Source organism: Yersinia sp. Marseille-Q5920 (assembly GCF_946902935.1).
GTDB classification, from domain to species: domain Bacteria; phylum Pseudomonadota; class Gammaproteobacteria; order Enterobacterales; family Enterobacteriaceae; genus Yersinia; species Yersinia rochesterensis.
Genome location: NZ_CAMPQA010000001.1, coordinates 293,038 through 315,167 on the forward strand (window position 1 = coordinate 293,038; position 22,130 = coordinate 315,167).

A 22,130-nucleotide genomic window follows, 5' to 3' on the forward strand; every position below is an offset into this window, starting at 1 on the left:
ATAACTATTGATTTACCGGCCTTGATAGAGACTCGCAAATCAATAGCGACAGCAAAAAGAATGACTATCAACCTGCTATTTTGGCACAGCCTGACTTAGAATAAATCTTCTTGGCCCGTAATCATCGCCAAATGCCGTTTTTTCAGCCAAAAGGTGCCTGTTTTTATGCTTTTTACCCTAAAAAAGTTTGTTGGCGGCTTATTAATGCCACTGCCCTTTCTGCTTATCATCATGGGGCTGGCATTAATCTTATTGTGGTTTACCCGCTGGCAAAAAAGTGGCAAAACGCTTTTTGCATTAAGTTGGCTGATATTATTGCTTATTAGCCTGCAACCTGTCGCGGATCGCCTGTTATTACCGCTGGAAAAACAATACGCAACTTATCAGGGAAACGACCCGGTAGATTACATTGTTGTCCTTGGTGGCGGCTACACGTTTAATCCGAATTGGGCGCCAAGTGCTAATTTATTCTCGAATAGTTTGCCGCGAGTCACTGAGGGGATCCGGCTGTATCGTGCCCATCCTAACGCAAAAATAGTGTTTACCGGCGGCGCTGGCCCGAACAGCCAAAGCAGTGCAAAAACAGCGGCGCAGGTAGCGGAAAGTTTAGGGGTTCCGGCGGCGGATATTATTGCATTAGAGCAACCCAAAGATACGGTTGAAGAAGCGGCAGCGGTGGCTACCTTGGTGGGTAATAAACCTTTTTTGCTAGTGACCTCCGCCAGTCATTTACCTCGGGCGATAAAATTTTTTACAGCCAAGGGCTTACACCCTATTCCGGCTCCCGCCAATCAGTTAGCTATTACCAGCCCCTTACACAGCTGGGAACGTACTATTCCGGCGGCAACCTATTTAGGCCACACCGAACGCGCTTGGTATGAAACATTGGGGCTAATCTGGCAAACATTAACGGGCAATAAAAATGATGAATAATTTTGCGGTTAATTCAGCCAAGGTAACAGTTGTTTAGCCGCATTATCAAATGAAGCGCGATCCAAATTACCGGTGTGAATAAAGCGGGAAACCAATTCCCACAGAGTGTAGAGCCAACGGCGGGCAACAAAGGATTCCGAGACCGGCGCTTTATTGAGGTAGCGATAAAATAGCTGGCTCGGCATCCCCTCTTCACTAAGACGGAATAAATCATACTCCCGCGGTGCCCATAGCATGGGGCCGGGGTTGAGCATCGCCAGCAATTGATCACTGCGGGGATCTTTAAGCATACTGCGTAAGGTCAGATTGCCATGAACCAGCACCGAACTGTCGTCAAAACCGGCGAAAAGTGCATTTAATGATGCCCGAGCACGATAAAGAATTGCCCTATCTTCCAAGGTCATTTGTGGTGAATTCATATTCGATAGCGTGGCCCACAGCACTTCAACTCGTTGCTGATACCAACTGAACCAATCATTTTCTTGTGTGCTATCAACATTGCCGACACACCCATGGCTATCAATCCGGTGCCAAGCTAATACGCCCTCAACTATCTGATCCATCAAAGCATTCCAGCGTTCCCCTGTTCGGGTGGGCGCTTCTACCGAAACACCCCGAAGGCGTTCCATCAGCAAGATTTCTTTATACGGCGGTTGATGGGTCATAACTAAACCATACACAGTCGGCAAGCGGATATCGCCTTCGCGCGACAACATTGACAGTTTATAGGCTTCTTGCTGTGCAATTCCCTGACAGACATAACTCTTTGCCAACAATGGGATCGCCTGACCCTGCTGATTATACATCGCATACAGGTGGGCATAAGGCTGCTCGCTGATGCGCTCAAGGCGGGTAATCGACTCCCCAAGCACGACGCTTAATTCAGCTTTCAGCTGTTCCATAAGGCTTTGTCCGATTATCTGACGAAATAGATTATTCATCATGGGATGATGGGAGGGATATTTCCAGAATGCAGATCAAATAATAGCCACAATAAAAGTTAAATAATTGAAGCCCGTGGGATCCAGAAATAACAACGCCAAACTCAACTGAGCTTGGCGTGGAAAGCTGCACAATGATTACTGCGATTACTGCTTGAGCATAATAGCCCGAACTCTGTCTAAATCTTCTTGCGTATCAACCCCAACTGCTGGCACAGCTTTTGCCACAGCAACGTGAATTTTTTCACCGTACCACAGCACACGCAATTGCTCTAACAGCTCTATCTGCTCGAGTTTACTTGGTGCCCAATTAACGTAGCGGCGAACAAAACCAGCGCGATAAGCATAAATACCAATATGGCGTAAGAAACAATCACCAATGGTTTCTTTCGATTGAGCAAAGCGCTCTCTTTCCCACGGAATGGCGGCACGCGAGAAATACAGCGCATAACCTTGCGCATCCATCACCACTTTCACGGCATTAGGGTTAAAAGCTTCTTCGCTGCTTTCAATCGGCACTGCCAATGTCGCCATACCTGCACTGGAGGCAGCCAAATTATCAGCAACTTGACGGATAATCATTGGCGGCACCAATGGCTCATCCCCTTGCACATTGACAATAATATCATCATCAGCAAAACCATAGCGTTCAATGACTTCCGCTAAGCGTTCGGTACCGGACTGATGATCTGCGCGGGTTAAACATACTTCGCCGCCCGCTGCTTCAACAGCTTTCACCACTTCCGGATGGTCTGTTGCCACAATCACCCGAGATGCACCTGACTCCAATGCCCGCTCCATCACATGCACAACCATTGGTTTGCCTGCAATATCAGCCAGTGGCTTACCGGGCAGACGGGTTGAAGCATAACGGGCGGGTATTATAGCAATGAAACTCATGCGTGCTTCTCATCAATGGACAGTGGGCGGGCTTCGTTCTCTAACAATACCGGGATGCCGTCACGCACCGGGTAAGCCAGATTGTCAGCTTTGCATACCAGCTCAAGGTTTTCTTTATTGAAGTACAACTTACCGTTGCAGACAGGACAAGCAACGATTTCGAGTAAACGGTGGTCCATACATCCTCCAGAATGGAGTTTAGCCAGCAGGAAAGTGGTCGAGGATACCATATCCGCCGATGCAGGTTAACTGCGCCGATGCCGTCATTTATATCAGCTATTGATAACAAGCGGTTATGTTAATTGACATTGGTATAAGTGAATATATTCAGCAATCGGGATGATAAATGTTGGTTTTGTTATTGATATGTTGAATTGTGAGGAGTAGTATTTTTGTGACACAAGTCACATAACCATATCTATCGAGTAAGAAATGAAAGTATTCCATAAAATTATTGCGCTGTTTGCTAACTTCAGCAATTAAGCCGCAAAAACAAATAGAAGCACCTGCAAAACTGCCCGACGACAAAATAAACATGTCGAACAGAGGCAAAAAAACTAGCGGCTACCCTTGGGTAGCCGTTTGCTTAGAAAGCGATCACATCTGCTGCTGACGGCCCATGAATACTACGATAAGTAGAGAATTCAACGTCCTGCCCTTCACTCAGTGATTTATTTTTGGTGTTGGCAATGGCTGTCTTGCTGACATACACATCCAAACCACCGTCGTGGGGTGAAATAAAACCGTAGCCTTCAGACTGGTTGAACCATTTCACGCGGCCCATTTTTAACGTCATAATAAATTTCCTTTTACTGGGCATCCTAACAACTCATTTTTATTTATTGTTTAGATGCAGTTGCCCATCCTAAAGTTTTCTGATTAAACCTCTATGAGCTTGATTTTATGAAAAACCCGCATAAATGTGGGCTTAGAATTTTGTCTATCTCCAGAATAAATGATAGGCACATTTGCGCGATCATTTTATTCCGCCGATAACCCAACGTTATTACTTTAAACGTTATTATTTTAAGTAATAGAGCAGCAACAGATACAGCAACTAACAAACCAGCCACAAAGCAATAAATGCTTATTCAACAGGTTCGCCTAAAATATGACTTATGGGAGTTGCTTATAGGAGATTCAGGGGTTCGTCTTTGAGGCTGTATCAGAAAATAGCGTCTTGGGAGGAACTGCTTTACTTTGCTCTCGTGCACTCTTACACATAAATAAGCCTGCAAAACAGGCCGATGTGTATTTATACATAAAAAACGCATCTATACAACTTTTTTATTGCATGGATCGCAACAAACCCCAGAATCAATGAGATATAACGCATAAAAAACTAATATTCTCCGCCAGCGCCTCCCCAGCTCAGCGAACTCACCTAAAATAAAATGGAATCAGCGTGATCCGCAGCCGTAAATATCTGCGTTGAAAGGTAAAAAGGAACATTCCAATGATTACCGCCCTGCCATTTGTTCATCCCGATGAGATACGCGCCAGGTTCTCCAGTGCTATGTCGAATATGTATCAGACGGAAGTCCCGTTATACAGTGATTTATTGCAATTAGTTGCCGAAACCAACAACCAAACTATGGAGCAATCGCCAGAACTGACCCGCCATTTGCTTCGAACTGGGGAAATTGAGCGATTAAATATGGAAAGGCATGGCGCTATCCGCGTGGGAACTGCCGCCGAGCTCGCCACTTTACGCCGCTTATTTGCTGTAATGGGGATGGTTCCCGTCGGGTATTACGACCTGGCCCCTGCTGGTGTACCTGTTCACTCTACGGCTTTTCGCGCGGTACATGAGGCTTCATTGCAAATATGCCCATTCAGAATTTTCACTTCATTGCTGCGGTTAGAGTTGATTGAGCGGCCAGAAATGCGGCAACAAGCAGTTGATATTCTTGCCAAAAGAAATATTTTCACGCCCCGCCTTATCGAATTGATTGTTAAGCATGAAACAGCCGGGGGGCTGGCCGACAATGACACGGCTGATTTTATTACTGAATCCCTGGAAACATTCCGCTGGCATAATCAAGCCACTGTGAGTGTTGAGATTTATCAGCAACTGCATGATCAACATCGGTTAATTGCTGATGTCGTTGCCTTTAAAGGGCCACATATTAACCACTTGACCCCACGAACACTGAATATAGACGCAGTACAAGCTGCCATGCCGAAACACAATATTCCCCCCAAAGCCGTCATCGAAGGGCCACCACCACGCCATTGCCCAATACTGCTGCGACAAACCAGTTTTAAGGCACTGGAAGAAAAAGTCGCGTTTGTATCATCCGATGGGCAGATTATTCAAGGGAATCATACCGCCCGCTTTGGCGAAATAGAACAGCGTGGCGCTGCGCTGACCGCCAAAGGCCGCAATCTTTATGACCGCCTGCTGCAAGCGGCTCAGGATCAGTTGCAAACTCCTGCAAATGAGGAGAATGCAGCGCAATATATGGCAATTCTTAGCGAAAAATTTAGCCAGTTTCCGGATAATTATCCAGCAATGCGCGCAGAAAAACTCGCTTTCTTCCGCTATTTCCCGACAGAAAAAAAACTCGGCGGATCTGCAACCTCAATACAAAATTTAACTTTAGATGAATTGATTGGCGCTGGATTCATCCAATTTGAACCTTTGGTTTATGAAGATTTCCTACCGGTCAGTGCCGCAGGTATTTTTCAGTCGAATTTAGGGGATAAAGGGCAAAACCATTTTGCAGGACATTCCAGTAAGCAGGATTTCCAACGGGACTTGGGCGCTGATGTTGTTGATGAACTACAACTGTACGAGAAAACTCAGCAACGTTCGCTAACAGCATGCGCGGCGGCCCTAAAGCTCACATCACTGAGTCTATAAATTGGATTATGCAGAATGTCGCGCTAGCGCTTGAATTTTCAACAGTAATTGTTCAGCCTGGTCAGGAGGTAACTGCGCATCCACTGGCAAATACCACCAATTGGGCTGAGCAAAAGCTCGACACTTAACAGCATCTTTTTCAGTCATTAGCAAAATTTGTGGCCCGGAAGTCAGCGAGCTAAGTTGAGACAATGAATAATCCTGATGGTCAGCGAAAGCATATTCCTTGTTAGGCTCAATGCCGAGCAGACTTAGCGTAGCAAAAAAGCGCGGGGGATGACCAATCCCGGCCATGGCAACGACATGCTGTAATTGCTGCGCAGGAAAACGTTCGCCCGTCACCAAATTGACAGCTTTCTGTACAACCAGTTGCATCGGTATTTCACCGGCGGCAGCAATACCACCATTGGTTATCACCGCATCGACTGAGCGCAGTCGCCCTGCCCGCTCGCGCATCGGGCCTGCGGGCAGCCACCAACCATTACCAAAGCGGCGAACACCATCAATCACCACCAGCTCGAAATCCCGCTGTAATGCATAATGCTGCAATCCGTCATCAGTAATAATGAAATCCAAATCATGAGATTCCAGTAATGCTTTAACCGCATCAGAACGCTTTGGCGAGACCGCAACAGGGGCACCTGTTCGTTGATAGATCAGAACCGGTTCATCACCGGCCTGAGTGGTTGTGGTCTCGCTGGATAGCAGTAACGGATACACAGACTTACCACCGTAACCTCGGGAGACAACCCCGATGCGGTAACCCCGCTGTTTCAGCTGTTCCACCAACCAAATAACTACTGGCGTTTTACCATTACCGCCGGCAGTCAGATTACCCACAATAATGACAGGCACTGGGGAGCGCCACGCCGAACGCAACCCCAGAGTATAACTGACACGGATAAGCCAAGTGATTGCACCATATAGCCAGGACAGCGGCAGCAATAGCAAATACAGCCAAGACTTTCCAGACCAGATGCGCTCAATCATTGGCCAAACTGCATACGGTTAAGTTGAGCATAAACGCCCTTTTTCGCCAGCAATTCTGCATGCATGCCGCGCTCCACAATGCGTCCATCCTCAATGACCAGGATCTCATCTGCTTTTTCGATGGTCGACAAACGGTGGGCAATGACCAGTGAAGTACGGTTTTTCTGCAATTCATCCAATGCGGCCTGAATTGCCCGCTCTGATTCAGTATCCAGTGCCGAAGTCGCTTCATCCAGAATCAATATTGGGCAATCCCGTAACAGCGCCCGTGCAATGGCAATGCGCTGGCGCTGACCACCGGAGAGCATGACGCCGTTTTCACCAATAACGGTGTCCAGGCCATTTTCCATTTTATTGATAAAGTCCATGGCATAAGCCATGCGGGCAGCTTCTTCAATTTCCGCGCGGCTGTACTGCTCATCACGGGCATAAGCAATGTTATTCGCCACCGTATCATTGAACAGATGAACATTTTGCGACACCAACGCGACCTGGTTGCGTAATGCACCCAATCGGTAATCACGTAAGTCATGACCATCCAACAAAATACTGCCTTCACTGACATCATAGAAACGAGTCATTAAATTAGCGATAGTTGACTTACCCGAGCCTGAGCGCCCCACCAATGCAACCGTTTTACCGGCATCGATATGCATATTGATGTCATTCAGTGCCGGGGTATCTTTGCCCGGATAGTAGAACGTCACATGGCGGAATTCTATTTCGCCTTTAGCGCGTTCAACTTCCAGTTTACCTTCATCTTTTTCCTGCTCCATATCCAAAATAGTGAACAATGTCTGGCAAGCAGCCATCCCACGTTGGAATTGAGCATTCACATTGGTCAGTGATTTCAACGGACGCATCAGCGCAATCATGGCTGAGAACACCACGGTAATAGTACCGGCGGTCAGTGTTTCCATCACACTGGGAAAGCTTGCTGCATACAATACAAATGCCAAAGCAAAAGAAGCTATCAACTGGATAATAGGATCTGAAATCGAAGAAGCAGAAACCAGTTTCATCCCTTGCTGGCGCATGCGGTTACTCACAGCTTCAAAGCGCTCAGTTTCAACTTTTTGGCCGCCGAAGATCAAAACTTCTTTATGCCCTTTCAGCATTTGCTCTGCACTGGTGGTCACTTCCCCCATGGTGCTTTGCATATTTTTACTGATATTGCGAAAACGCTTAGATACCAACCGGATAGAAATCGACACAATCGGTGCAATGACGATTAAAATCAGCGACAACTGCCAGCTGTAATAAAACATCATAATAAACAAACCGATGATAGAAGCCCCTTCTCGCACCACTGTAACCAGTGCGCCAGAAGATGATGCTGCTACCTGTTCGGAGTCATAAGTAATACGTGATAGCAATGTACCGGTTGATTGCTGGTCAAAAAATGAAACCGGCATTCCCATCATATGGCTGAATAAGCGGCGACGGATATGCATCACTACTTTGCCAGAGACCCACGAGATGCAATAGCTTGAAATAAAGCCAGTTATGCCACGAACCACCATTAAGCCGATAACGGCCAGAGGCATCCATTTTAAAATTGAGCTATTAGCCTTACCAAAACCATCGTCAAGCAAGGGTTTTAGTAATGACAGCATAAAGGTGTCACTGGCGGCATTAAGGATTAATGCTATCGCTGCAACAACAAGACCGGTCTTATAAGGAGAGATCAATGGCCAGAGGCGACGAAACGTCTGCCAAGTGGATAGATCTTTATCATTCATCATGCAAATACCAGCACCAGAAGAAATAGCGGCCCATTCTACTCATTATGACCTCCAACGCCAAATTGCTGGTGATACCAACGAGGCATTAATTGTTCCCTATAACCATTAATTTGCCAACTATTGCTGTAAAAATAAACACTTAATTGTCCTGACACCGAGGTATCTCGCCAAATAATGTTATTTTTTTTGTAACGCTTAGTCACTTTTCTCGCTGGGAGACGCCATTGGTTATAGCGTGCAACAGAAGCAAAAGCCAATTCTGGCTTTACCGCCCGCAGAAAAGGTGGTGTCGAAGATGTATTGCTCCCATGATGAGGAACCTGTAGTAACGTTGAAGCTAATTTAGCACGAGAATTTTTAATCAACTCTCTCTCACCGCGCATTTCAAGGTCACCAGTCAGTAATAAGCTGTGTTTTCCATCATCAACACGAATAACACACGAATCATCATTCTGAGCATTGGCAACCTGCACTCGCGGCCATAACACCTCGAAATTCAAACCTTGCCACTGCCATGCTACCCCTTGTTTACAAGGCAATGTATGTACAACATCTTTTAAGGAAAAAGGAGCGCGAACCGTAGCCATGGGAAAAGCGGCCTGAATCTCAGCTAAACCTCCGGTATGGTCCTGATGGTCATGGCTGAGAATAATTTGCTCAACAGTGATACCTCGCCAGCGTAAATAAGGCAAAATCACCATTGATGCCATGCTGCCGGTTACCCAGCGATTACCTGTATCAAAAATAATGGCTTTCCCCTTGTGCTCAATGACTACCGCCAGACCATGCCCAATATCTAACATATCAACCCGCCATTGGTATTCATCACGGCGCTGAGTCAATAATGCCAGATTCACACAAAGCACCATGACCCCAATAGAATAGTTACGCCACCATCCAAAACGCCATATAAACATGGCTAGCCAACCACTGAATCCGATAGCAACTGATGCCGTTCCAGTATGAAACCAGCCCATTCTCATCAGACTCAGCGGGAAGAGTACCGCAGTCAACGATATATCAGCCAACGACCAGAACACCCCAGCAACCACAGGAAGGAGAGAGAAAGCCAAAGCCAGCAAAACACAAGGGACAGTAATTAAGGAAACGAGAGGCACTGCCCACAAATTTGCAGGCATTGAGAATAAACTGATGCCATGAAACAAAACTATTTGCAATGGCATCAGCAGCAACATCATACCGAATTGCAAATGGAGCCCGCGAATAACCAGCCCCGGCCAACCTGTTTTAAACCGTGGGGAAAGCGGTACCCAATAAAACCAACATATCAAACTAAATACCGCCAAGCAGGAGAGCCAAAAACTGTCCGAAAGTATTGCAAGAGGATCACTAAGCAAAATTAGCGCTAGTGCCCATAACCATACTTGCCATGTACTACAGGAGACATTAAAAAGCCTAAGCAGTAACCATAGCGTTAGTGCCATAACGGCTCTAACTGCTGGGGGATTCCCCCCTGCTAACCAAACGTAAATGACAGCAACCATCCAGCCAGTTAATAGCGGAAACAGCGGACCAACTCGACTAACGGGGAGTAAAAACTGAATCGCCCGAGCCAACATCCCACCAAATAACGCCGCCATAGCAATGTGTAACCCTGAAATTGCCATTAAATGGGCCGTCCCGGTATCACGCAACAGCGCCCAATACTGGGGTTCCAGTTGGCTTCTTTCACCAAAAGCCAGTGCCAGCAATATCTGCCGTTGTTTATAGGGTTCAAGTTGCCGTTCCACAATACGGATGATTTGCTGGCGAGCATTACAAGGCGCATCAAGTAATTCGGCTCTAATGATTCGTCCCTGTAATGGACGGCGATTCGCTATAGCCCAACGCTGGCTATCAAAACCGCCTTCGTTGAGCAAACTATGTACACCTCGCATGCGGAGCCAGAACTGCCATTGTTGCCCGGCACAATAATCCAGGCCCTCTTGCCATTTGACGGTGACCTTAATAGCAGGAAACACCTTCTTTCCATTGATCTGCTGAATATTTAAGAGAACCTTATTACCTTCTCCCCAAAACAAATGTGAATTGCTTATTGTGGCGACGATCTGTTGATCTCCCTGAGTGAATTGCTCAATCTGCATCAACATCTTATCGCCGTGCCAACATCCCCAAACAAAACTCATCAGAGCCAATGCAAGACACTGACAATAAGTATTGCCGCTAACCCATAGCAATGCGCCCAATGCCAGTAACACGCCAATCACCCCGGGGCCTGGGAGATGAGGTAGCAAAATAAGAGGTAAAAGACCCGCGATGATAGCAAACGCGCAATGATCTGTTGATAAAGTGATAAGCAACCATCCATGTTATGACTCTCAAATAGCCTCATGGCTATCCGCTCACTGTGGGTGAGAAACTAATTTTCTATGTAGATTGGTTATAGGGCCAGCACCACTGACAGGAGTTCCGAGCCGATACGCGAACAGTTTTATTGAGTTGCAAAATCTGTAAAGGAAATGCGGGATGCATCTAAAATAATCAGGAATATATTGATGGGTAAGGCATTTTGGCAGGGATACATCGTCAAGATTAATATACAAAAACAAATAAAAACGGTGCCTTTAGGGGCACCGTTTCGTATCAGCTTTATATCCTTTCACTGGAAGCAATAGCTCCGCGTGTTTCGGACATAAATAATAACGCGGTAAGCTGTAAACAACTTAACCGTAGATATTAGCGCGATCACGCAACTCTTTACCTGGCTTAAAGTGTGGAACGTACTTACCTTCCAACTCAACTTTATCACCAGTTTTCGGGTTACGACCAACACGCGGAGCACGGTAGTGAAGAGAAAAACTGCCAAATCCGCGGATCTCAATGCGCTCACCTTCAGCTAGTGTTCCAGCCATATGTTCAAGCATTTCTTTCACTGCATCCTCAACGGCCTTAGCCGGAATATGAGAGTGCTGGCCAGCAAGTCTTTCAATAAGTTCAGACTTGGTCATATTACCTCCAAGCTTTGCAGCTAAACTACCGTATAGGGGCGAAAAGATCGCCCCCCGTTATTACTCGCCTTTTGCAGCTTTGAACGCTTCTGCCATTGCGCTAGAGAAGTTACCTTCTTCTGGCTTGTTGTTAACTGTAGCAATAGCATCTTTCTCATCAGCTTCGTCTTTAGCACGAACAGACAGGCTGATTACGCGGTTTTTGCGGTCAACGCCAGTATATTTGGCTTCAACTTCATCACCGACGTTCAGAACCAGCGTCGCATCTTCAACGCGGTCGCGAGTTGCTTCAGAAGCACGCAGATAACCTTCTACGCCGCCTGCCAATTCAACTGTAGCACCTTTAGCGTCAACTGCAGTGACTTTACCCGTAACAATAGCACCTTTCTTGTTAACAGACAGGTAGTTATTGAACGGATCTTCAGCCAGTTGTTTCACGCCCAAGGAGATACGCTCACGTTCTGCGTCAACTTGCAGAACCACAGCTGCGATTTCGTCGCCTTTCTTGTATTCACGAACTGCTTCTTCGCCTGCAACGTTCCAGGAGATGTCAGACAGGTGAACCAGGCCGTCGATGCCGCCGTCCAAGCCGATGAAGATACCGAAGTCAGTGATAGACTTGATTTTACCTTCAACGCGGTCGTTTTTGTTGTGGGTTTCTGCAAACAGCTGCCATGGGTTAGATTTGCACTGTTTCAGGCCCAGAGAAATACGACGACGTTCTTCATCGATGTCCAGAACCATAACTTCCACTACGTCGCCAACGTTAACAACTTTAGACGGGTGAATGTTTTTGTTGGTCCAATCCATTTCTGAAACGTGTACCAAGCCTTCAACGCCTTCTTCGATTTCTACAAAGCAGCCGTAATCAGTCAGGTTAGTTACACGACCAGTCAGCTTAGTGCTTTCTGGGTAACGTTTAGCGATAGCAACCCATGGATCTTCGCCCAGCTGTTTCAAGCCAAGGGATACACGAGTACGTTCGCGGTCGAATTTCAGAACTTTAACAGTGATTTCGTCGCCCACATTGACGATTTCGCTTGGGTGTTTAACACGTTTCCAAGCCATGTCAGTAATGTGCAGCAAGCCATCAACGCCACCCAGATCAACGAATGCACCGTAGTCAGTCAGGTTCTTAACGATACCCTTAACTTCCATGCCTTCTTGCAGGTTTTCCAGCAATTGATCACGCTCAGCGCTGTTCTCAGATTCGATAACTGCACGACGAGAAACAACCACGTTGTTGCGTTTCTGATCCAGCTTGATGACTTTGAACTCAAGCTCTTTGCCTTCCAGATGCAGAGTATCGCGAACTGGGCGCACATCAACCAGTGAACCAGGCAAGAACGCACGGATGCCGTTCAGTTCGACTGTAAAGCCGCCCTTCACTTTGCCGTTGATCACACCAGTAACGGTTGCAGCTTCTTCGTAAGCTTTTTCCAGCATCAGCCATGCTTCATGGCGCTTAGCTTTCTCACGGGACAGCAGAGTTTCACCGAAGCCGTCTTCAACAGCGTCCAGAGCCACGTCAACTTCGTCACCGACTTGAATTTCCAGTTCGCCTTGCGCGTTCTTGAACTGTTCTACTGGAATTGCTGACTCAGATTTCAGACCGGCGTCAACCAGTACGATATCTTTATCGATAGAAACAACAACACCACGGACGATAGAGCCCGGACGTGTTTCAATTGTTTTCAGGGATTCTTCAAAGAGTTGAGCAAAAGATTCTGTCATGTTTATAATCTTCAGGATTCTTAAGTTTAACGTCCATCTAGCATCCCGCCGGATGGGGTTGTTTCACATGCCTCGCCACACATCCTTGCAGCAAGGTTAAAGTGCTCATCAAAAATAATTTTATTTAAAAAATAAATCATTGAGAGCTCAGAACTGACCGCATTGTCGCTATTTTTTTAACGGCAACGCTAGAATTCGTTGGGCATAAGCCAGCGCCTGTTCGATCACCTGCTCGATGGACATACTGGTTGAATCCAGTACCAACGCATCTGCCGCAGGGACTAAAGGTGCAATAGCCCGATTACGATCGCGAGAGTCCCGCTCCTGTATCTCGGACAAAAGACGTTCAAAGTTAACATTAAACCCCTTTTCCTGCAACTGTAGCATACGCCTGTGCGCACGTTCTTGTGAACTTGCATCAAGAAATATTTTCACCGGGGCATCTGGGAACACCACCGTGCCCATATCACGGCCATCGGCAATCAGGCCGGGCGGTTCACGAAAAGCCCGCTGGCGACGCAATAATGCTTCACGCACCCGAGGAAAAGCCGCTGCCTGAGATGCTGTATTTCCCACAGTTTCAGTGCGGATCTCATTACTGACGTCCTCACCTTCTAAAATGACTTTTAACTGCCCATTTTGCGAAACAAAACGAACATCGAGATGTGCGGCAAGTGGAACTAATGCCTCTTCGGTGCTGATATCTACCTGATGATGCAGTGCCGCCAAAGCTAAAACACGGTATATCGCACCGGAATCCAGCAAACGCCAATCCAACGATTCAGCCAATGCTTTGCAAAGCGTACCTTTACCTGCACCACTTGGTCCATCAACGGTTATCACCGGGGCTGACGCCGTCATTTATCTCTCCTTTCGGTAGGCAAAACCTCTTGTCTACCCGGCAGGGCAAACACAGGAGCAGTATTATACGCTGCATCGAAGTGAACTGTTACCCTGCGGTGGTTTAGTTGCTGAAAATAAAACCATAAGCCGTGGCTGGAGTGTAGAAGAGATGGGAAAGATAGCCAGAAAAAATATTTATTCTTTATCTATTAACAGGCAAAAATCGGTGAAGTTTTGTGAGAAAACCGTCTGTTACAGAATAAAAAATGGGTACTCACTGGTACCCATCTCATGCTGATAAACCCGGTAAAGATTGATCAGGCTAATTGGCTCAGCCGCGCTAATTGCTCGAAGTAATCTGGGAAAGTCTTCGCGGTACATTTAGGGTCAAGGATAGTGACCTGAGTGTCAGATAAAGCCACCAGCGAGAAACACATCGCCATTCGATGGTCATTATAAGTGCCTATTTCTGCTGCGATTAATTGTGCTGGAGGGACAACACGAATGTAATCCTGCCCCTCTTCCACTTGTGCGCCCACTTTTCTCAGCTCTGTCGCCATCGCGGATAAGCGGTCGGTTTCTTTCACGCGCCAGTTATAGATATTACGAATAGTCGTCGGGCCATCGGCAAACAGTGCGGTGGTGGCAATGGTCATTGCAGCATCAGGAATATGGTTCATATCCATATCAATCCCCTGTAATTTCCCCCGGCTACACTCGATATAATCATCACCCCAACTTACTTTAGCGCCCATTTTCTCCAGCACATCAGCAAATTTGGTATCGCCCTGCACACTTTTTTTACCAATACCGGTTACGCGCACTGTCCCGCCTTTAATCGCGGCGGCGGCGAGGAAATAAGAAGCGGAAGATGCATCGCCCTCAACCAGATAGGTACCTGGTGAATGATAAGTCTGCCCGCCTTTAATGTGGAAAACCTGATAATTTTCATGCACAACATCTACACCAAAGGTTTTCATCAGATGCAGGGTAATGTCGATGTAAGGTTTAGATACCAACTCCCCTTGAATCTGAATGTCAGTATCTTGCTCCGCTAAGGGGGCCGTCATCAGGAGCGCTGTCAGGAATTGGCTGGAAACACTGCCATCTACGGTCAGTTTGCCACCACGGAAACCACCGCATAAGCGCAGCGGCGGGTAATTTTCTTGCTCCAGATAATCAATCTGTGCCCCGCCCTGGCGCAATGCATCGACCAAATGACCAATTGGCCGCTCTTTCATGCGCGGTTCACCGGTTAATACAATGTCATTGCTCCCCAAACAAAGGGCGGCCGCCAGCGGACGCATGGCCGTTCCTGCATTGCCCAAGAACAATTCTAATGGTTGCTCAGCAACCAACTTGCCGCCCAGCCCATCAACTTCACAGCGCGTTCTGTCGGCAGAAAGACGGAATTTTACTCCCAATGCCTGTAATGCATTGAGCATATGGCGGATGTCATCACTGTCTAACAAGTTATTCAGCTGGGTCGTCCCCTCAGCCAGCGCAGCCAGAAGAAGTGCACGGTTAGAAACACTTTTAGATCCGGGTAAGTTAACTGTGCCATTAATCAGGGCTATGGGGTGTAAAGTCAGGGATTCCAGCATGGGAAAAGCACTCTCCAGTCTTTGATGAACAACAGCCCCGCACAGGACGGGGCTGTTGTAATTACTTAATAAATAAAACTAATATTTGCTCAGAGCAATCAACCATGGCGGCGTTCAAAGTCAGCCATAAAATCGGTTAATGCTTTCACGCCCTCAATTGGCATCGCGTTATAGATAGAGGCGCGCATGCCCCCGGCAACACGGTGACCTTTTAAGGCTTGCAGCCCTTGCGCTTCTGCTTCGCTCAAGAACAGTTTGTCCAGTGAAGGATCTCTCATTTGGAATGGCACATTCATCCAAGAGCGGTTGGCAATAGCAACCTGATTGCAGTAGAAGCCGGTTTTGTCGATGGCACCATACAGCAACTCAGCTTTCGCCTGATTACGTTTTTCCATTTCGCCCAAACCGCCCTGTTCTTTCAGCCATTTAAATACCAAGCCGGACAGATACCAGGCAAAAGTTGGCGGGGTGTTGAACATTGAATCATTCTCTGCCAGCACCTTGTAATCAAGAATTGACGGCAGTTCCGTGCGGGCTTTACCGAGCAAATCTTCGCGCACGATAACCAGGGTCAAACCGGCTGGGCCAATATTCTTCTGGGCACCCGCATAAATCACACCATAACGGCTGACATCAATGGGGCGGGAGAGAATGGATGAAGAGTAATCCGCAACCACGACTTTGCTGCCAAAATCAGGCTCTTCATTGATAGCCAACCCGTCAATGGTTTCATTCGGGCAATAATGCACATAGGCGGCATTATCACTCAATTTCCATTGTTTCATCGGCTGAATACCGGTTCGGCCATCAACCTCAGTTTTCACATCAATCACATTCGGCGTGCAGTATTTCTGAGCTTCATTGATCGCACTGTGCGCCCAATAGCCGCCGTCGATGTAATCGGCACTGTTATTGTCGCCGAGCAAATTTAGAGGCACAGCAGCGAACTGTGCGCGTGCGCCGCCGTGGCAAAATAACACTTTATAATTGGCTGGGATCTGCATCAAATCGCGTAAATCTTTTTCAGCCTCTTCTGCGACCTGCATAAATTCTTTACTTCGGTGGCTGATTTCCATCACCGACGTGCCCAGACCATGCCAGTTACGCAATTCCTGTTCCGCACGACGTAAAACTTCAACCGGTAGCATTGCTGGACCAGCGCTAAAATTATAAACCTGTGTCATTTCCCCTCACCACACTCAACTGAGATTGCCATCATTATCCTGACTCGGTTTTATCATTCGAGTCCGCCTGCTGCAATGGTTATTCACTCACGAAGGCGAAACTCGCCCTCTCTTCCACAGCAGGCTGTGCGTTATCTTGTCATTTATTTGAAACTATTCACTAAAACTGGCTCAGTCATAACCTTGTTGCATGATAGATAACTCATTTTGCCCGCGGATGATGCAAAGCCTCGACCCAGTGGTGGTGACCGCAACATTGGCAAGTAGCATGTGAATCATCAGAAAATGTAACAATCAGGCCACATTGGCCACAAGCATATTCACCCATTTTTTCTTTATTAATTAATTGGTTAATGCATGATTTTGGCAATACAGGCAGGCCGGGCTTAACCTTTTCGGTACTGAAGAAAAAGACACTGATAGCCCCATTGACCTCCAGAATGGCTAGCCGCACCTGACCGAGATGCTCGACACCTTGTTGGCGCAACTCCATAAAAAATTCATCGTGCGTAATATTTTCCTGCTGCATGGTTTTCCAAACAAATACCCCGTCACTGATAATAATGAGTGGCTTCCCTTCCATCCATTGTTGGATTTTTTCACTGCGCGACATGAGGAAAGTGGCCAGTCGGTACAAAAGCATAATGCTGATGAATACCATAACCACGGGCAGTATCGGCACATCTTCATAAAAAGTGACATCACCGGCGGCTGAGCCGAGGGTCAAAATGATAACCACCTCAAATAGTGACATCTGCCGTACACCACGGCGGCCACTCAGCTTAAGAAATAAAAAGACCAATACAAAAGTCAATAAACACCGAACCCCCACCTCTGCTAAAAATTCAATAGGGAATTTATCCAGCGCCATCCGGTTGAAATCAAAAGTTTTCATTTATTGTTATCCTGCCGTCTAAAAAGGGCAAAATGTTGCCGCGCACCTGTTAAAGGTAGCTGACTGAAGGCATTAGTATTTTTATTTCAGATTACAGGAATTAAAGAGATACGGAGGCCGAAGCCCCCGTCAGAGTTTGACTAGATCAATAGGTGTGGAACAATTTTTGAATTTCTTGTGGTTTTTGCGTTTGGGTTAATGCCAATTGCAACAGCACCCGTGCTTTTTGTGGATTAAGTGAGCCGGAGGCAACAAAGCCATATTTAGTATCATCCACTTCAGCATCTTCAGTGGTAGATCCGGTGGGGACACGGGATGAACGCACCACGGCAACGCCATTATGTGCTGCGGTTGCCAGTGTATCGAACACAGTATGATACAGGTTGCCGTTGCCCACACCGGCACTGACAATCCCTTTATAACCATCAGCAATCAATGCCTTAGCGGGCAAATCGGAGGCATTAGCATAGTTATAAATAATGCCCACTTTCGGCAACTCATTCAGCTTACTGATATCAAAAGCTGGCTGCCTTGGTGCCGGCTGATGCAAATAATTCACTTTACCATCATAGATATAGCCCAGTGGGCCAGTATTAGGTGACTGGAAGGTTTGCACCGAGGTCGTATTGGTTTTCATCACATCACGGCCCGTCAATACCTGGTCATTCATGGCCACCAGCACCCCACGTTTAGCCGAGTTAGCATCACTGGCCACCACCACGGCATTGTAGAGGTTCAGTGGGCCATCAGCGCCCAGAGCCGTCGCCGGGCGCATTGCCCCCACCATCACTACCGGCTTATCACAGTTGACGGTTAAGTCGAGAAAATAGGCAGTTTCCTCCAATGTATCCGTCCCATGGGTAATCACGAATCCGTCGGTTTTGGCACAATCAGCATTAATTTTTTTTGCCAATTTCAACCAAACTTCATCATTCATATCCTGAGAACCGATATTCACCACTTGCTCACCTTGAATATTGGCGAGTTTTTTCATTTCCGGCACGGCGTTGACCAAGGCATCCACGCCCAGTTTTCCGGCGGTATAGTTTGATTTAGTGGCTGAATCGCCGCCGCCGGCGATAGTTCCTCCGGTCGCCAACAAGGTGATATTGGGTAGAGCAAAGGCCGAACCACTGATCCCTGCTAAGATTCCGGCTAAGACAGTTAGCTTTATAGACTTCATATTATGACTCCATCATTTATGAGCTAGCGAATTATCCGGAATATCCATATCAAAACTGTGACATTTACTGCGCTTTAGGAATACATGGAGCTATTAACTAAAACCCCGTATGATTGCGCGTTTTTAGTACCGCCAAAAAGTGAAGACAATGACCCAAACTTTTATTCCCGGCAAAGACGCCGCGCTGGAAGACTCCATCTCCCGCTTTCAGCAAAAACTGAGCGACCTCGGTTTTAATATTGAAGAAGCCTCTTGGCTGAATCCGGTTCCTCACGTTTGGTCGGTACATATCCGCGATCGTGACTGTCCGCTGTGCTTTACTAATGGCAAAGGCGCTAGCAAGAAAGCCGCATTGGCTTCGGCCTTGGGTGAATATTTCGAACGTTTATCCACTAACTATTTCTTTGCGGACTTCTATCTGGGCAAAGGCATTGCGGAAGGTGACTTTGTTCATTATCCGAATGAAAAATGGTTCCCCATCCCTGAAGATGACTTGTTGCCGGAAGGTATTCTGGATGAGCGCCTGTTGACGTTTTACGATCCAGAAAATGAGCTGGTGAGTAGTGACCTGGTGGATTTGCAGTCAGGTAATGCGGCGCGCGGTATCTGCTCTCTGCCATTCATCCGCCAGTCAGATTTAGAAACTGTCTATATTCCGATGAATATTATCGGCAATCTGTATGTTTCAAACGGCATGTCTGCGGGGAATACCGCCAATGAAGCCCGCGTGCAAGCATTGTCTGAAGTGTTTGAACGTTCAGTGAAAAATCGCATTATCGCCGAATCTATCAGCTTGCCAGAGATCCCGGCCGACGTGTTAAATCGCTATCCGGGCGTGGTGGAAGCTATCGCCAAGCTGGAAGAGGAAGGTTTCCCGATCCTGTCTTACGATGCTTCTTTAGGCGGTGCTTATCCGGTCATTTGTGTGGTGCTGTTTAACCCATCCAACGGAACTTGTTTTGCTTCATTTGGCGCACACCCAGATTTCGGTGTAGCCCTTGAACGTACCGTGACTGAATTATTGCAAGGTCGTAGCCTTAAAGACTTGGATGTGTTTACCGCGCCAACCTTTGATGATGAAGAAGTGGCTGAACATACCAATCTGGAAACACACTTTATCGATTCAAGCGGCTTAATCAGCTGGGATATGTTTAAACAACAAGCTGATTATCCTTTCGTGGATTGGAGCTTTAAAGGCACCACTGAAGAAGAGTTCGCCACCTTGATGGCTATCTTCAAGCAAGAAGATGCTGAAGTGTATATCGCTGATTATGAACATTTAAGTGTCTACGCCTGCCGGATTCTGGTGCCAGGCTGGTCAGATATTTACCCTGCTGAAGATTTGCTGATGGCGAACAACACCATGGGCGTGCATCTGCGCAGCACTTTACTGGCCCTGCCGGACACTGATTGGCAGCCAGCACAATATCTGGAACTTATTCAGACCTTGGATGATGAAGGTTTAGATGATTTCGCCCGAGTCCGTGAGCTGCTGGGTATTGCCTCCGGTAAAGATAACGGCTGGTACACTCTGCGGGTTGGCGAGTTGAAATCCATGCTGGCCTTGGCGGGCGGTGATTTGGAACAAGCGCTAATTTGGGTCGAGTGGACACAAGATTTCAACTCTTCTGTGTTCACTGCGAAACAGGCTAATTATTATCGTTGCCTGCAAACTCTGCTGTTGCTGACCCAAGAGCCAGAACGTGATGCAGCCCAGTATTATAGCGCTTTTGTGAAAATGTATGGTCAAGAGGCTGTAGAGGCCGCATCAGCGGCTATCGCCGGTGAAGAACGCTTTAATGGCCTGTTTAGTGTCGATGAAGACCTCAAAGCTCTACCAGCGCATCAAGCACTGCTGGGTGCTTATGCCAAATTACAGGCAGCAAAACGCCGTTATTGGGCAAAAAGCGAGTAAGCCCCGCTGCCCCACAGATTTTAGTTATCTGTCTGTTGGGGCCGTAATTAACCAATGAAGCGGCAAATGCCGCTTTTTTTATCTCAAGATTTCTCGCCTATTAATTTTTTGCAATTATTCCTGACTAAATTAAATACAAACACCGCAAGCCAACAATTGTTTTTGTCATAAAAAAACGTTACTTTCTGACGCCGCCTGAGGTAAAAAACAGCACCTTTAAACAAACATTATTTACTCATCAGATAAAACAGAGAAACAGGTAAATAAATAGTTAATTTTTAATGACAGCGATGAATAAAAATAGCTACAAATACTGTTTTTATTTAACGTTCTCAACGGCTTTAAAACAGTGCAATCAAAAATATTTGTAAATATTAAAATATTTTTTTATTTTAAAAATCAAAAAGTTAAGCTCATTAAGCACACATTTTGTAGTGTTTTAAAGCGAACTAAACTCTCGCAATATGATCCATATCAATTTTCACGCTATACTGCTTTGCTAGTATCTCGTTGTGCTTTATTAACCCTTAAGAGAGAGTTAGTGTGAAAGCTGACAACCCCTTCGATGCATTATTACCTGCGGCAATGGCTAAAGTAGCCGAAGATGCCGGTGTCTATAAAGCCACCAAGCATCCGCTAAAAACTTTTTATTTAGCGATTACTGCTGGTGTGTTTATTTCAATTGCGTTTGTTTTTTATATTACAGCGACTACCGGTACCGCAGGCGTGCCTTTCGGCTTTGCCAAGTTGGTGGGTGGTATTTGTTTCTCCCTAGGGCTAATGTTAGTTGTGGTATGTGGTGGTGATCTTTTCACTTCTACCGTGCTCACAACTGTAGCCAAAGCCAGTGGCCGTATTACCTGGCGTCAACTGGGATGCAACTGGGTTAATGTCTATATTGGGAACCTTTGCGGTGCGCTATTTTTCGTGTGCCTTATTTGGTTTGCGGGACAACATACGGTGGCAAATGGTCAATGGGGTCTGAATGTTTTACAAACAGCCGACCACAAATTGCACCATACTTTTGTTGAAGCAGTCTGTTTAGGCATTCTGGCTAACTTAATGGTCTGCCTGGCGGTTTGGATGAGTTACTCCGGCCGTACCATAATGGACAAAATGTTTGCGATGATTTTACCGGTGGGAATGTTTGTTGCCAGCGGCTTTGAGCATAGCATCGCAAATATGTTTATGATCCCTATGGGTATTGTGATTAAAAACTTCGCATCGCCTGAGTTTTGGCAATCCATAGGATCTGCACCGGAGCAATTTGCTCACTTAACCGTAAGTAACTTTATTATTGATAACCTGATTCCAGTCACTATTGGCAACATCATTGGTGGCGGATTATTGGTAGGGTTGACTTACTGGATAATTTATCTGCGCGGTGACCAGCAACATTAAGTGTGGCCGCACACGGTTTTCGAAGAA

Annotated in this window: 18 protein-coding genes; 4 read left to right on the forward strand and 14 right to left on the reverse strand. The window is 46.6% G+C overall.

The window, feature by feature from the left end:
• The first annotated feature begins 165 nt into the window (after positions 1 to 165).
• A complete protein-coding gene (gene elyC, locus OVO64_RS01445) occupies positions 166 to 933 on the forward strand; it encodes an envelope biogenesis factor ElyC (RefSeq protein WP_145509654.1) in 768 nt (255 codons plus the stop codon).
• Between the two features lie 8 nt (positions 934 to 941).
• On the opposite strand, the gene OVO64_RS01450 is transcribed toward elyC, so the two are convergent.
• The 4 genes from OVO64_RS01450 to OVO64_RS01465 all read right to left on the reverse strand — a co-directional run bounded on the left by OVO64_RS01450 (position 942) and on the right by OVO64_RS01465 (position 3,570).
• A complete protein-coding gene (locus OVO64_RS01450; RefSeq protein WP_004391100.1) occupies positions 942 to 1,835 on the reverse strand; it encodes a YcbJ family phosphotransferase in 894 nt (297 codons plus the stop codon).
• 186 nt (positions 1,836 to 2,021) lie between these two features.
• On the reverse strand, positions 2,022 to 2,774 hold the full coding sequence (gene kdsB / locus OVO64_RS01455) for a 3-deoxy-manno-octulosonate cytidylyltransferase (RefSeq protein ID WP_038632118.1): 753 nt from the start codon (positions 2,772 to 2,774) through the stop codon (positions 2,022 to 2,024).
• Positions 2,771 to 2,953 (reverse strand): Trm112 family protein, encoded by a 183-nt coding sequence (locus OVO64_RS01460; RefSeq protein WP_004700032.1) that lies wholly within the window; start codon positions 2,951 to 2,953, stop codon positions 2,771 to 2,773. Before OVO64_RS01460 ends, kdsB begins: the two co-directional genes overlap by 4 nt.
• 407 nt (positions 2,954 to 3,360) lie before the next feature.
• A complete protein-coding gene (locus OVO64_RS01465; protein ID WP_038632114.1) occupies positions 3,361 to 3,570 on the reverse strand; it encodes a cold-shock protein in 210 nt (69 codons plus the stop codon).
• 660 nt (positions 3,571 to 4,230) lie between these two features.
• Between OVO64_RS01465 and OVO64_RS01470 the strand changes: the two genes are divergently transcribed.
• Positions 4,231 to 5,640, forward strand: a complete 1,410-nt coding sequence (locus OVO64_RS01470) for a VOC family protein (protein WP_038632112.1) — start codon at positions 4,231 to 4,233, stop codon at positions 5,638 to 5,640.
• 6 nt (positions 5,641 to 5,646) lie between these two features.
• On the opposite strand, the gene lpxK is transcribed toward OVO64_RS01470, so the two are convergent.
• The 10 genes from lpxK to ansB form a co-directional block, all read right to left on the reverse strand.
• Positions 5,647 to 6,630: a tetraacyldisaccharide 4'-kinase gene (gene lpxK, locus OVO64_RS01475; protein ID WP_038632109.1), complete on the reverse strand. Its 984-nt coding sequence runs from the start codon at positions 6,628 to 6,630 to the stop codon at positions 5,647 to 5,649.
• Positions 6,627 to 8,375, reverse strand: coding sequence for a lipid A ABC transporter ATP-binding protein/permease MsbA (gene msbA, locus OVO64_RS01480; RefSeq protein WP_004391094.1), 1,749 nt, complete (start codon positions 8,373 to 8,375; stop codon positions 6,627 to 6,629). Before msbA ends, lpxK begins: the two co-directional genes overlap by 4 nt.
• A gap of 35 nt (positions 8,376 to 8,410) precedes the next feature.
• Positions 8,411 to 10,696, reverse strand: coding sequence for a ComEC family protein (locus OVO64_RS01485; RefSeq protein ID WP_038632107.1), 2,286 nt, complete (start codon positions 10,694 to 10,696; stop codon positions 8,411 to 8,413).
• 363 nt (positions 10,697 to 11,059) lie between these two features.
• Entirely contained in the window at positions 11,060 to 11,344 is a 285-nt protein-coding gene (gene ihfB / locus OVO64_RS01490) for an integration host factor subunit beta (RefSeq protein ID WP_032820038.1), read from the reverse strand.
• A gap of 60 nt (positions 11,345 to 11,404) precedes the next feature.
• Positions 11,405 to 13,078, reverse strand: a complete 1,674-nt coding sequence (rpsA, locus tag OVO64_RS01495) for a 30S ribosomal protein S1 (protein WP_038632104.1) — start codon at positions 13,076 to 13,078, stop codon at positions 11,405 to 11,407.
• 168 nt (positions 13,079 to 13,246) lie between these two features.
• A complete protein-coding gene (cmk, locus tag OVO64_RS01500; protein WP_038632102.1) occupies positions 13,247 to 13,939 on the reverse strand; it encodes a (d)CMP kinase in 693 nt (230 codons plus the stop codon).
• A gap of 299 nt (positions 13,940 to 14,238) precedes the next feature.
• Positions 14,239 to 15,525, reverse strand: coding sequence for a 3-phosphoshikimate 1-carboxyvinyltransferase (gene aroA, locus OVO64_RS01505; RefSeq protein WP_038632100.1), 1,287 nt, complete (start codon positions 15,523 to 15,525; stop codon positions 14,239 to 14,241).
• A gap of 98 nt (positions 15,526 to 15,623) precedes the next feature.
• A complete protein-coding gene (gene serC / locus OVO64_RS01510) occupies positions 15,624 to 16,709 on the reverse strand; it encodes a 3-phosphoserine/phosphohydroxythreonine transaminase (protein ID WP_038632098.1) in 1,086 nt (361 codons plus the stop codon).
• A gap of 202 nt (positions 16,710 to 16,911) precedes the next feature.
• Positions 16,912 to 17,604, reverse strand: coding sequence for a YetF domain-containing protein (locus OVO64_RS01515; protein ID WP_038632096.1), 693 nt, complete (start codon positions 17,602 to 17,604; stop codon positions 16,912 to 16,914).
• Positions 17,605 to 17,749: 145 nt separating this feature from the next.
• Complete coding sequence (gene ansB / locus OVO64_RS01520) at positions 17,750 to 18,787, reverse strand: L-asparaginase 2 (RefSeq protein ID WP_267248539.1); 1,038 nt, start codon at positions 18,785 to 18,787, stop codon at positions 17,750 to 17,752.
• 148 nt (positions 18,788 to 18,935) lie between these two features.
• Here ansB and ycaO point away from each other — a divergent pair, with 148 nt between their 5' ends.
• Positions 18,936 to 20,702: a 30S ribosomal protein S12 methylthiotransferase accessory factor YcaO gene (gene ycaO / locus OVO64_RS01525; RefSeq protein ID WP_267248540.1), complete on the forward strand. Its 1,767-nt coding sequence runs from the start codon at positions 18,936 to 18,938 to the stop codon at positions 20,700 to 20,702.
• Between the two features lie 543 nt (positions 20,703 to 21,245).
• Positions 21,246 to 22,103 (forward strand): formate transporter FocA, encoded by an 858-nt coding sequence (focA, locus tag OVO64_RS01530; RefSeq protein WP_038632091.1) that lies wholly within the window; start codon positions 21,246 to 21,248, stop codon positions 22,101 to 22,103.
• Positions 22,104 to 22,130: the final 27 nt, after the last annotated feature.